This window comes from Agrobacterium vaccinii, assembly GCF_021310995.1.
Lineage (GTDB): Bacteria > Pseudomonadota > Alphaproteobacteria > Rhizobiales > Rhizobiaceae > Agrobacterium > Agrobacterium vaccinii.
This window is the reverse complement of the sequence record NZ_CP054151.1, coordinates 201,320-213,416: the sequence shown is the minus strand read 5'-3', so window position 1 is coordinate 213,416 and position 12,097 is coordinate 201,320. Positions and strand designations below refer to the sequence as shown.

Annotated in this window: 10 protein-coding genes; 3 read left to right on the top strand and 7 right to left on the bottom strand. The window is 56.0% G+C overall.

Annotation, left to right across the window (positions count from 1 at the left end; genetic code table 11):
• Positions 1 to 4 precede the first annotated feature (4 nt).
• From HRR99_RS16140 to HRR99_RS16110, 7 genes are all read right to left on the bottom strand, one after another.
• Positions 5 to 439 carry a tripartite tricarboxylate transporter TctB family protein gene (locus HRR99_RS16140; protein ID WP_277877935.1) on the bottom strand — a complete coding sequence of 145 codons (435 nt, stop codon included), beginning with the start codon at positions 437 to 439 and terminating at the stop codon, positions 5 to 7.
• 23 nt (positions 440 to 462) lie between these two features.
• Positions 463 to 2,880: a molybdopterin-dependent oxidoreductase gene (locus HRR99_RS16135; protein ID WP_233123714.1), complete on the bottom strand. Its 2,418-nt coding sequence runs from the start codon at positions 2,878 to 2,880 to the stop codon at positions 463 to 465.
• Positions 2,852 to 3,823 (bottom strand): Bug family tripartite tricarboxylate transporter substrate binding protein, encoded by a 972-nt coding sequence (locus HRR99_RS16130; protein ID WP_233123713.1) that lies wholly within the window; start codon positions 3,821 to 3,823, stop codon positions 2,852 to 2,854. The genes HRR99_RS16135 and HRR99_RS16130 overlap by 29 nt, the downstream gene beginning before the upstream one ends.
• Before the next feature lie 112 nt (positions 3,824 to 3,935).
• Positions 3,936 to 4,715 carry an SDR family oxidoreductase gene (locus HRR99_RS16125; RefSeq protein WP_233123712.1) on the bottom strand — a complete coding sequence of 260 codons (780 nt, stop codon included), beginning with the start codon at positions 4,713 to 4,715 and terminating at the stop codon, positions 3,936 to 3,938.
• Positions 4,716 to 4,725: 10 nt separating this feature from the next.
• Positions 4,726 to 5,670, bottom strand: a complete 945-nt coding sequence (locus HRR99_RS16120; protein ID WP_233123711.1) for a 4-hydroxy-tetrahydrodipicolinate synthase family protein — start codon at positions 5,668 to 5,670, stop codon at positions 4,726 to 4,728.
• Between the two features lie 158 nt (positions 5,671 to 5,828).
• Positions 5,829 to 6,530: a TetR/AcrR family transcriptional regulator gene (locus HRR99_RS16115; RefSeq protein ID WP_233123710.1), complete on the bottom strand. Its 702-nt coding sequence runs from the start codon at positions 6,528 to 6,530 to the stop codon at positions 5,829 to 5,831.
• 90 nt (positions 6,531 to 6,620) lie between these two features.
• Positions 6,621 to 8,198, bottom strand: a complete 1,578-nt coding sequence (locus HRR99_RS16110; RefSeq protein WP_233123709.1) for an IclR family transcriptional regulator — start codon at positions 8,196 to 8,198, stop codon at positions 6,621 to 6,623.
• Between the two features lie 359 nt (positions 8,199 to 8,557).
• On the opposite strand from HRR99_RS16110, the gene HRR99_RS16105 reads away from it, so the two are divergent.
• The 3 genes from HRR99_RS16105 (at position 8,558) to HRR99_RS16095 (ending at position 12,088) form a co-directional block, all read left to right on the top strand.
• Complete coding sequence (locus tag HRR99_RS16105; protein ID WP_233123708.1) at positions 8,558 to 10,165, top strand: ABC transporter substrate-binding protein; 1,608 nt, start codon at positions 8,558 to 8,560, stop codon at positions 10,163 to 10,165.
• A 91-nt stretch (positions 10,166 to 10,256) separates the two neighbouring features.
• Positions 10,257 to 11,198: an ABC transporter permease gene (locus HRR99_RS16100; protein ID WP_112501417.1), complete on the top strand. Its 942-nt coding sequence runs from the start codon at positions 10,257 to 10,259 to the stop codon at positions 11,196 to 11,198.
• Positions 11,198 to 12,088, top strand: coding sequence for an ABC transporter permease (locus HRR99_RS16095; protein ID WP_111839405.1), 891 nt, complete (start codon positions 11,198 to 11,200; stop codon positions 12,086 to 12,088). The genes HRR99_RS16100 and HRR99_RS16095 overlap by 1 nt, the downstream gene beginning before the upstream one ends.
• Positions 12,089 to 12,097 lie beyond the last annotated feature (9 nt).

Here is a 12,097-nt window from a genome sequence, read left to right as displayed (position 1 = left end):
CTCCTCAGACGCCGAACCAGGGGCCGATGATGGCAACCGGCATGCCGAGGCCGGTGACGAAAGCCAGTCCGCACACGGTTCCGAGCAGCAGGCCGTAAATTGCCATCGGTAACGGGCGGAATGGACGCGATGCCAACGCTGCGGTCAGACTGCAAAGCGCCACGGAAACCAGCAGCCCGGCACCGCGCACAGTGATGCCAAAGACGATGATGGACAGCACGATGACGCCGAGTTTCGATAGGTTGAAATGGACTGCTTCCTGTGAGGCCGTTGCTTTGAAGGATTGGATGAGAACGATGATGCCCATAACGATCAGGCCAGTAGCCACCATCGTTGGAAAGCTCGCAGGGCCGATGCGACGCAGTGTGCCAAAGGGCAATTGAATACTTGGGATCAAGAAGCCCGCCCCAATCACCATGAATAGGCCCCCGGCGAGCATGTCGGCATTGAGGCGTCGAGACATCATTCTACCTCGTTCATTCTGACTTGGCTTGATTGGCGCGGGTCGGTAGCAAAGCGCATGGGATTGTAGATTGTGACATCAGGCACTGTTCCCCGGTACCGTCTCACTTCCACCAGACACGCATTTGGGCTTGGACCCTGAGCCAGACGGGAAGTGCCGTGATCTGGCGTGAGTACATTCGGGTTGCCGTTGAGCTCCAGCGATCCGTGTTTGTGGGGATCAGCCGGATTGAACCACGCACCCGTCGCCAGTTGAACCACACCCGGCATCACAGCATCGCTGATTGCCGCCACGGCAAGGCAAGTCCCGCGCGCGTTTGTCACTTCAACGACGTCTCCGTCTTCAATGCCACGTGCCTTGGCATCTGCGGGGTGTATACGCACCGGCTGTCGCCCACCTGCTTTTGTTCGCCGTGACGGCGCCGCGTGATCCCACTGGCTATGCAATTTGTCATGGGGCTGGCAGGATAGAAGATGCAGAGGGTAAGTCGTTGCTAAGGGCGAACCGAGCCATTCTTTCGGCGCAAGCCAGGCCGGATGACCCGGGCAGTCATCATAGCCAAACTGCTCGATAACCTTCGAGGCAAGTTCGATACGCCCTGATGGCGTCCGAAGAGGCGCATTTTTCGGGTCTGCTCGGAAGCTGGCGAGGAATGGTTCGTCCTTCTCGACGGCAGCTTCGACGATACTGTCTTTTTTAAAGTCCAAGAATTCCGGTAATTTGACTTGAAGGGAAGCAGCGGTCTTGCAGGCGTCGTCGTAGAGGCGCTCAAGCCATTGCGCTTCACTCAGGTCCTCGGTGAATGCCTTTTCGACATCAAGACGGGCGGCAAGGCGACGCAATATCTCATGATCTGTGGGTATATTGTCGGGCGCAGGCGCAATAGCTGTTGAGAAGGCGATGAAATTATCACGCCCACTTGCAACGAGATCATCTCGCTCGAAAAACGTCGCGGCAGGCAGCACGATATCGGCATGGCGCGCGTGGGCATTCCAGAAATGCTCGTGCGCAATGATCGTCTGCGGCTTCTGCCATGCTTCGACTAGGCGATTGAGGTCCTGATGGTGATGAAACGGATTTCCGCCCGCCCAATAGACGAGTTTGATATCTGGGTAGGTCCGTCTGTCACCATTATGCTCATATTCGCTTCCAGGCGAGAGGAGCATATCGGCAATACGAGCAACGGGAATGTAGTCTGATACCGGATTGCGGCCTTGCGGCAATGACGGCCATTGCACCTTCGATCCGACCTGACCGATGCTTGCGACAGAGGCATAGCCGAAACCGAAGCCTTGGCCGGGAAGGCCAATGCCGCCCAGCAAGGAGGCTAGCGCGATGGCCGCCCAATAGGGCTGTTCACCATGATCTGCGCGCTGTAATGCCCAGGCCATCATGATGAACGTCTTTTTGGCCGCCATCTCTTTTGCCAGATCAACAATGGCCTGTGGAGGGATGCCGGTAATGTCAGAGGCCCATAAAGCATCCTTTGCAATGCCGTCTTTCTCACCCATCACATAGGCACGGAAAGTCCCGAAACCCGATGTGTAGAGGTCGATAAACGCGGCGTCATGAAGTTTCTCGGAGATCAGTGTGTGACAAAGCGCCAGTATCAAAGCTGTGTCCGTGCATGGCCGAAGCGGCAGCCATTCTGCAGCAAGACTTTCCTCGACATCATCGCTGACCGGCGACACGTTGATCAATCTCGTACCGCACGCTTTGCATGCCAGAAGCGCTTCGCGAGCAAGATGTCGTGCCACGCCGCCCGCATTGACCTGCGCGTTGCGTAAGGGTGTGCCGCCAAACATCACGATCAATTCGGAGTGGCCAACGATCTGGCTCCACGGCGTGTGCCCGGTTATTAAACCCTTCGTCGTTCCAATCACATGCGGAAGAATTACCTCGCCAGCGGCATAGCTGTATGTCTGGACCGATCGGACCGAACCGCCTGCCACGTTGAAGAACCGTTTCAGTTGGCTCTGGGCGTGATGAAAACGTCCGGCACTGGACCAACCGTAAGAGCCTGAAAAAATGGCTCCGCTGCCATAATCATATTTAACGCGAGCAATTTCTGATGCGACCAAATCAAGCGCTTCATCCCACGAAACCTCGACGAATGGTTCGGCCCCGCGCCGTCCATGCCGCGTCGCTCCTCCGTGTTCCAGAAAGGAAAGACGCACGGCAGGCTTCAGAATGCGTGACGGCGCAAGACGATCCGCAATCAGTTCCGTCCCAAACGATGCCGGGTCTGGATCGTCCTTCAAGGGTTCCAGGCGATCTGGAGTGATGCCCGGCGTGTAGAAACCCCAGTGGGTGCCGACAACGGCTCGTTCGTGCAAAGGCTCCGGGCCTTGTACCATATTGCTGACGTTCTCCGGAGCCTTGCTCATCTTATTCGACCTTGATGCCAGCGGAATCAACGATCTTGCGGTAACGTTCCGTCTCGTCAGTAACGAATGTCTTGAGATCGGCGTTGTTCTTATACATCGGCTCGAAACCGAACACTGTGAGCTTTTCCTTGAATTTTTCGGAGTTTACGACCTTGTCGACGGCAGTGGCCAGATATTTCGCAGCGGTGGGGTCGAGATCTTTCGGTCCCCAAACGCCGTACCACGACAGCATATCCAGCGGCTGCATACCACTTTCCTCTACCGTCGGCACGTCCGGTGCGAGTGGTGAGCGCTTCAGACTGGTGACGGCGAGTGCTTTGAGACGTCCTGACTTCACGTGGGGAAGCGAAGAGAGCATGGGGTCAGCCATCAACTGCACCTGTCCGCCCATCAAATCCGTCAGTGCCGGGCCAGCTCCCTTATAGGTCACGATATCGATATCCACACCTGCCTCGGCCTTCAGCGCTTCCAGCGCGAGATGACCGGCAGAACCGTAACCGGATGTTGCAAAGTTGAAGCTATCTGGATCTGCCTTCACTTCGGCGAAAAAGTCTTTGAGCGTGTTGGCCTTGGTTTCAGGATTGGTGATTACAAGAAGTGGCCCAGCGGCTATTCCGGCGATCGGAGTGAAGTCTTTCTGGACGTCGAAGGGAACGTTCTTGTTGATGAGCGGCGTTACAACATGGATGGAGGCATTCAGGAGAAGCGTGTAACCATCGGGGGCCGCCTTGACGACGTCCGACGAGCCGACGATGCCGCCCGCGCCGCCGGCACGATTGTCCACCACGAAAGTCTTGCCAGTCGAGGCGGAAAGCTCTGTGGCCAGCACACGCGCCACCCCATCGACTGCTCCGCCTGGTGGATAAGGAACGACAATGCTGACAGGGCGGGCGGGATAGTCTTCGGCGGTGGCGATGCCCGCCGACACAGTCGCGATGGTCGCGGCAAGCAACAATGATCCAATGTTCTTCATGGCTGAACGATTCCTTCTTGGTTCTGGACACAAATGTGATGTCGCAGTACGGCTGCACCAACGGGTTGCGCGGCGATCGGCAGAGCGCCGTATGTAAAGCAGTTCCGGTTTCCTAGAAGGTTCCGGGGTATTGACCGCCATCAATCAGCAAATTCTGTGCCGTGACGAAACCGGCATTCGTCGAGCACAGAAAGGCTATGTAGGCGCCCACTTCTGCCGGTTCGCCGTAACGCCCTGCAGGATTTTGCGATGCACGCTCACGCCAGATGTCATCAAACGAACGGCCGCTTTCCCTGGCCAAGACTTCGACGTGTTGGCGCTGACCATCCGATGCGACGATCCCCGGAAGTACATTGTTGATCGTGACGTTACGGCTGATGGTTTGACGTGCTAGACCGGCGACGAAGCCGACGAGGCCTGACCGCGCCGCATTCGACATGCCCAGTTCCGGCTGGGCAATCTTTACGCTACGCGACACGATGTTGACGATACGACCGAAGCCGCGTTTCATCATGCCGTCGACCGTCAGGCGGATCATATCGATCGGGGTCAGCATCATACGGTCGATGCCGCGCAACCAATCTTCTCTCGCCCAGTTGCGAAAGTCACCCGGCAGTTCGCCATCGGCATTGTTGACCAGAATGTCAGGGGCAGGGCAGGCAGCCAATGCATCCCGACGACCCTGATCAGTCGTGATGTCGCCGACGACGGTCGTGACACGTGCACCGGTGAGTTCGCGTATCTCGCTTGCCGTTGCGGCCAATATGTCCGGCGTGCGGGCAAGAATTGTCAGTTCAACATTTTCCCGAGCAAGGGCAAGTGCTGCGGCCTTGCCCATGCCGCGGCTGGCACCCGTGACAAGCGCGTGGCGTCCCGATATTCCCAAATCCATCGGGCTACCCTCACGCGGCCAGAGCGGATGGGTTGATTTTCCAGCCGTAGACCTTGTCGAGGCCGAGTTCCTGCACGATGCGAACACCGCGTGCCAAGTCCTCGCCTTCCAGACCCGTCAGTGGGCGGCGCAGTTCGCCAGCCGGCAGACCAACCGCCTTCATCAGCGACTTTACCGCTACAGGGTTGATGGCCGAATAATTGAAGTGCAGCAGCGGCAGCAAACGCAGATAGGTGTCTCGGAAACCTTCCGCCTCGGTATAGCTCGTCCACGGGCGCGACATGACGGCTACTTCCGCTGGCGCGATGTTGCCGCTCATATTGGCAGTACCATGACCTCCAAGGCTCATGGTCGGCACGACGAGACCGAGATTTGGGCTGTCGCAGCACATGACAGAAACATCAGGACGGGCAGCAAGCACCTGCGCAACCTGGCCGACACGCGCCGTAGATTCCTTGTGAATCACATAATTCGGGTGCTTGAAGATGCGAAGAAGATGATCCCAATGCAGGTCGCTCTTGACGCGCGGCGGATTGTTGTAGAGGCCGAGCGGCAGATCGGTGGCGTCAGCAATTTCGAGGAAATAACGCTCTATATCGGCTTCAGGCGCGCAGATGTAGGCCGGGGCTGCGATGATCGCGCCGTCTGCACCGTTGTCGCGTGCAAACTTCACATTGTCGATGGTGACATCGGTATTGTTGCCGGTGCAGCCGTAGAAGATCGGCATTTTTGCCGACTTCATCTTCGCCGTTTCAACGATGATCCGGCGTTTCTCATCCTGCGACAGCATCGAGACTTCGCCCGTAGACCCCATGATCAGGACAGCTGACGTGCCGTTTGTCTCGTGAAACTGGAGAAGTTCGCGAAACGCGCCGATATCCACATTGCCGGAACGATCGAACGGTGTGATGAGGGCGACGAAGGAACCGGTTATCTTCCTGGCGGCTGCGGACATCTTTTTGCTCCTACGGAAATAAACAATATTTCAAACATAGTTTTAATTGGGGCATCGTCAACGATTTTGAATAGTCATTTTGACCGGATTGAAGGCAGAACATGCTCAAAATTACAGCAAATTTGGAAGAATACGCCTTCTGAGGCAAATCTGTTCAACTAACTAGCCTGATCCGGACGTTGCACAGTCCTTGCCGCAAACCCTGCGCAAACATAGGCGACCAGCTGGGATATAATCTGTTCGTCGTCATCCGTATCGCACAAGCCGCCTGAAAGTTGCTTCAGCCGGAAGGTGGCGTGATCGGAATCGATCAAAACCTGCATGACCGCACCGATGGAAAAATTGTAACGCCAGAATACATCGGTCCGCGTCAGCGTGGGCATGGCCTTGCCGAAAGCATCGATGAAACGGAAGACGGCGGGATCCACCCGTCTCATGAAAAATCGCGTCGTCAACTCTCTGGGGCGCGAACGGATTTGCAGGATAAGGCGGGTTAGCGGTCGCGCGCCATCGGCGTCGCGGCTCAATTGAACCATAGGTCTTACGAGAGCCTCTGCCACGGCTTCGAGTGTGGGGGCCGCCGGAGCGGCAGCCGCCTCGCATGCTGCGAGTGCAGCCACGCGCGCATTCGTGTATGGTTCCATCATGATGTTGAGGACTTCGCTGATCAGTTCGTCCTTCGAGCCGAAATAATAACTAATCGCTGCCACATTGACGTCCGCTCGCAGCGTAATTTCACGCACGGTGGCTAGATCGAAACCCTGCTCGATGAAGACATCGCGGGCTGCATTGATAATTCGCTCACGCGGCTCGATCACGGTGTTTTCGACAGAGGTAGACCCCTGTGCTTTTCTTGCCATTTGCCCGACTTCTCCAAACCGTAACGACGACCAGAACCTGAACGGCCTGAAACAATTCGGGCCATATAGCACGTTGTATTTGGGTTTCCGCTAAAAACTGCCGGATCGTGCATGTGATAACAACAAGGGTGCAACCACACGATCCAGCCTTTCTATCGACCAGTTCTTGACTGGTGCAGATACGACGATCGCACCGAGCGGACGACGGTCGCCATCCAGGATTGCCGCTGCAATATTGACCTCGTCACGGATCGATTGTCTGTCCGTAAAAGCATAGCCGCGCTGGCGGCTATCCCTGATGTCCTGACGGATCAATGCTTTGTCTGCAACTGTGTGGGGCGTGGCCATTTCAATGACGCTCTCATCGAGGATCGCCTCTATTTCGTGTTCATCGAGATGGGATAAAATCGCCCGTCCTCCCGAAGAACTCAGCGATGGCAGACGTCGGCCTGCATAGGCGGTTCTGAACGAGGGATGAGGGCGGCTCTGCACATGCAGGAGGTGAACGATTTCGGTGCCGTCCAGAATGCAGAAGGAACAGCGCAATCCGCATTCCTCCCGTAACCTGATCAGTCTTGGCCACAGCACTTTCAGCAACGGATTGCTCATCTGGAACCTGAACAGCAAATCGAGTGCGCGAACCGATAGCTGGAAGGTCCGCCGACAGTCGTCTTTTTGTAGATACTCCATGGCAATCAACGTTTCCGTCAGTCGTTGAACGGTGGATATCGGAAAGCCGGTCAGACGATGAAGTTCCGTCAACGTCAGTTCCGGTGACGACGGTTTGAAGAAACGGAGCAAATGGATGCCCTTTTCGATCGAGGCGACGAACAGCGGGTCGTTCTCGCCGTCAAGCAGGACTAGACGCTGATCAGCCTTCTGTTCGAAAAAGAAAGGCCGTGTCCCCGGGGAAATGCGAAGTTCCGACAAGTGATGGGCGGCATGCACGATATCTCTGCCGAGCTCTTTGAGTTTGTCCGGTTCCGACGATGGACCTGAAACCGAGATGGCGGCGAGAGGTTCGCCAGCGGCGTTTCGGAACGCGACAGCAAGCATACTTTGCTCCGTTCCCGTCGATCTCACATCGAAAGCAAACCCTCCACTGCTTTCTTGTTCGATCACTTTTTCCATCGTAGCGGCTGTGGCAGGCGTGAGACGGTGGTTGTTGACAAGCCGTTCAAGATAGGCCCGCCTCTCCACCTCGGGCATAAGCCCTAATAGCGCGCGACCCGGAGCGGAGGCCGACATGGGCAGGCGCTGGCCGGTCGGTGCAATTGTCAGTGAAGCGGCGGGCGACGGAACGCGGGCCAGCGTAATCACGTCTTCCTTATCAAGAAGCCATAGATCGCAACTCAACCCCGTGGCAGCATTCAGATCGACCAGAGTTGGCATTACCAACTCAATCAAGCTGTTGGATGTCAAATAGGTATGCGCCAGATCGGCAACCCGGTGGGTTAGCGTTAGTGTTGCGGTTCGATCTTCGCGCCGCAAAAGTCCGGTTTCTACCAGCGTGTGCACAATGCGCTGGGCGCTCGATCGGTTCATATCTGCCATTTTGGCGATATCGGTAATCCGTAGCTCCGGTGTTTCGGGACTGAAAAGTTCGAGAACGGAAAACGCTTTTTCCAGAGCCACGATATGGTCACGCCGACGATTGCTTCCGCTCATTATGGTCTTTCATGTCCTGTGCGGCGTTGACAAGCTTTTCACACACCATATAATCGTTCATCAATAATAGCAATCGCATTGCGGTAAAACAATAAGGGGAACGCGTGCTTCATATGACAGGAAAATCACGACCTTAAATTTGTGGAAACTGCCCGTAATGGCGGGCATGTCATGACCTCAGATGAACACATGTTCGACATGGGTTCTGACGTTTCACGATGTCGTACAGCTGGTCGCGATGTGTCGCGGTATCAGCGCATCATTCTGGAAGAAATCATTTTCCGGCTCCGGCGCATGCGTCGTGGCCCTGGTTTCTTGCGCCTCATTTTCAGATGTCGAATAAAGGGGAACTAACAAGAATGTACGCTTTAAAATCCAAAAGAAATAACGGTTTCAAACGGCATGTCGCGGCGTCGCTGCTTGCATTGTCTTTCTGCGTCAGTGGCCTCGCAACCCAAGCGCAGGCCCAAACGGTGATCGCGGTTCCGCATTCCGGTATTCGTATTCTCGATCCAATTATTACCACCGCCCATATCGTTCGTAACCATGGATACATGGTCTATGACACTCTGCTGTCGCTGGATTCGAAGTTCACGCCAAAGCCGCAGATGGCGGAGTACGCTATTTCCGATGACAAGCTGACCTACACATTTACATTGCGTGACGGACTGAAATGGCACGACGGTACACCGGTGACGGCAGAAGATTGTGTCGCGTCGCTGAAGCGCTGGGGAACCCGCGACACCTCCGGTCAGGTCATGTTCGACAAAACTGCAAGCCTTGTCGCTACGGATGCAAAGACGATCACGCTGACATTGAAGGAGCCATTTCCGTTTGTGCTGGATGTGCTGGCAAAACCGTCCTCGGTGGTTCCTTTCATGATGCCGAAACGCATCGCCGAAACCCCCGCAGATAAAGCCATAACCGAATATGTCGGTTCAGGACCGTTCAAATTCGTCGAGGCGGAGTATCAGCCGGGTGTAAAGGCGGTTTACGACAAGTTTGAGGACTATGTGCCCCGCTCGGAGCCACCGGATTGGCTTTCTGGTGGCAAGGTCGTCAAGGTGGACCGGGTAGAGTGGGTGTCCATGCCGGATGCGCAGACGGCGTTGAATGCCGTCCAGTCGGGGGAGGTCGATTACGTCGAATCTCCATCGGTCGACTTGTTGCCGCTGGTGCAGGGTAATGACGAATTGACCGTCCAACTGCTTGCCAAACTTGGTTCGCAAACCATGGGTCGCATGAATTTCCTGTATCCGCCATTCGACAATCCGAAAATCCGCAAGGCCGCAATGATGGCTATGAACCAGAAGGACGTCTTGGATGCCCTGATTGGAAATCCAGACTATTACTCTGTTTGCGGCGCGATGATGGGCTGCGGTACGCCGCTTGCCAGCGAGACCGGTGCCGAGACGCTCATTGGCAAAGGTGATGTCGAGGGCGCGAAGGCGTTGCTCAAGGAATCCGGGTATGACGGCACCCCCGTCGTGATCCTGCATCCGACGGATGTCGTAACGGTCAAGGCACAGCCCGTCGTTGTAGCAGCGGCTTTGCGTGCTGCCGGTTTCAATGTCGATTTGCAGGCCATGGATTGGCAGACCGTTGTCACCCGGCGTGCGTCGCAGAAGCCTCCGTCCGAAGGTGGCTGGAACATGTTTTTCACCAACTGGATTGTTCCGGAAGTCATGACGCCGCTGAACAATCCCATGCTCAACGGTCGTGGGAAAAACGGTTTCTTCGGGTGGCCCGAAGACGCCAAGCTCGAAGAGTTGCGCGCGGCTTACGTTTCGGCAGCAACACCGGAAGAGCAGAAGAAAATTGCCGGAGATATCCAGGCGCATTCCATGGAGACCGTGAACTACATTCCGCTTGGCCAGTACAAGCTGCCATCGGTGTGGCGCAACGAGCTTTCCGGTTTCGTGGAAGCACCGGTGCCGGTTTTCTGGAACATCGAGAAGAAGGAATAGCCTTCAGGCTTTCAGATTGACCGATCGTTCTTCTGTTCGGCGGCATCGTCGCCGGGCAGTCCAAACCAGACCGGACATGCAAGGAGCGCCTATGCTGGCCTACACCTTACGACGTGTATTGTCTGCCATCCCTGTGATGGTGACTGTTGCCGTTTTCGTTTTCCTGCTGTTGAGACTGACCCCGGGGGACCCGGCCGCCATTATCGCGGGCGATATGGCGACGCCCGAACAGCTTGAAAAGATCAGAGCTTCACTGGGGCTCGATAAGCCGCTTCTCGTGCAGTTTTTCTCGTGGATCATGCTGCTCCTCCAGGGTGATCTCGGAACGTCTCTGATTTCCAATACCCCCGTCACAGGCATGATCGCCAAACACATAGAGCCAACTATCAGCATCGCGCTGTTGACCATCACTCTGTCCATCCTAATCGCTGTCCCGCTTGGTGTTCTGGCCGCATGGCGTCATGGTAGCTGGATCGACTATGCGGTCATGTCGATATCCGTCGTCGGTTTTTCGGTTCCGGTCTTCGTTATCGGTTACATCCTCATCCAGTTTTTCGCCATCGATCTGAAGTGGTTTCCAGTTCAGGGTTTCCGCAGCATAACCAGGGGCATCGGCCCGTTTCTTGATCGTGCTATTCTGCCGTCTCTGACATTGTCGTCGATATATGTTGCCCTGATCGCCCGCATGACCCGCGCTTCGATGCTGGATGTGCTGGGCGAGGACTATATCCGCACCGCCCGCGCCAAGGGGCTTCGCGAAAACATCGTTTTGTTTCGTCACGCCTTGCGTAACGCCGCCGTGCCTGTCCTCACCATCATCGGCACAGGTTTTGCCCTTTTGATCTCCGGCGTGGTCGTCACTGAAAGCGTCTTCAACATTCCCGGTATTGGTCGCCTGACGGTCGATGCCATTCTGGCGCGGGACTATCCCGTCATTCAGGGCATGATCCTGCTGACCAGCGGTATCTATGTCCTCCTCAACCTACTGATCGACCTTTCCTATTCGCTCTTTGACCCAAGGATTCGTTACTGATGGCTGCTTCACGTCCTTTCGGGGCAGCGCTTCGTCTGCCGTTCACCAAAACCTCGGGACAGTCGAAATCAAAGATCGGCGTCATTCCGGTTATCGCCTGTATCATTCTCGTCATTACAATTCTGATGGCCATCTTCGCGCCGCTTCTCGCCCCGCACGATCCGATGACAATGACACCGTCCGCCCGTCTGAAACCGGCAAGCGATATCTACCCTCTCGGAACCGATGCTTATGGTCGCGATCTGCTGTCACGTGTTCTGTACGGCGCGCGCATCTCGTTGCTCATCGGCGCGGGCGCAGCCATCATATCGATCGGTATCGGTCTCGCGATCGGTTTGGTGTCGGGTTTCTTTCGCTTTATGGATGCCATCGTCATGCGCATCATGGACGCACTGATGGCCATTCCGAGCCTGCTGCTGGCCATCGCGGTCGTGTCTCTGACCGGTGCCAGCATCTGGACCGTGATGTTCGCGATCACCATCCCGGAAATCCCGCGTGTCGTGCGGCTCGTACGATCCGTGGTGTTGTCGGCGCGTGAGGAGCCCTATGTAGAGGCGGCGATTGCCGTTGGCTCCAGCCTGACGAAAATTCTCTGGCGTCATCTGATGCCCAACACTCTGGCACCACTCATCGTCCAGGGTACATATGTCTGTGCCTCGGCCATCCTGACGGAAGCAATCCTGTCCTTCCTCGGTGCCGGTGTTTCCACCGAAATTCCTACCTGGGGAAACATCATGGCCGAGGGGCGGGCTTACTTCCAGATCAATCCGACTTTGATCTTCTGGCCGGGCCTCCTCCTGTCACTCTGCATCCTATCGATCAATCTGCTCGGAGATACGGCGCGTGACCTGCTTGATCCCCGCATGAAGAAAAGGGAGGCCGCGAAATGACGGTGACGG

Bases quoted from the DNA above. Each gene is read 5' to 3' on its own strand.
- HRR99_RS16125 (WP_233123712.1), bottom strand. From the start codon at position 4,715: ATGGATTTGGGAATATCGGGACGCCACGCGCTTGTCACGGGTGCCAGC.
- HRR99_RS16120 (WP_233123711.1), bottom strand. From the start codon at position 5,670: ATGTCCGCAGCCGCCAGGAAGATAACCGGTTCCTTCGTCGCCCTCATC.
- HRR99_RS16130 (WP_233123713.1), bottom strand. From the start codon at position 3,823: ATGAAGAACATTGGATCATTGTTGCTTGCCGCGACCATCGCGACTGTG.
- HRR99_RS16100 (WP_112501417.1), top strand. From the start codon at position 10,257: ATGCTGGCCTACACCTTACGACGTGTATTGTCTGCCATCCCTGTGATG.
- HRR99_RS16140 (WP_277877935.1), bottom strand. From the start codon at position 439: ATGCTCGCCGGGGGCCTATTCATGGTGATTGGGGCGGGCTTCTTGATC.
- HRR99_RS16110 (WP_233123709.1), bottom strand. From the start codon at position 8,198: ATGAGCGGAAGCAATCGTCGGCGTGACCATATCGTGGCTCTGGAAAAA.
- HRR99_RS16105 (WP_233123708.1), top strand. From the start codon at position 8,558: ATGTACGCTTTAAAATCCAAAAGAAATAACGGTTTCAAACGGCATGTC.
- HRR99_RS16095 (WP_111839405.1), top strand. From the start codon at position 11,198: ATGGCTGCTTCACGTCCTTTCGGGGCAGCGCTTCGTCTGCCGTTCACC.
- HRR99_RS16115 (WP_233123710.1), bottom strand. From the start codon at position 6,530: ATGGCAAGAAAAGCACAGGGGTCTACCTCTGTCGAAAACACCGTGATC.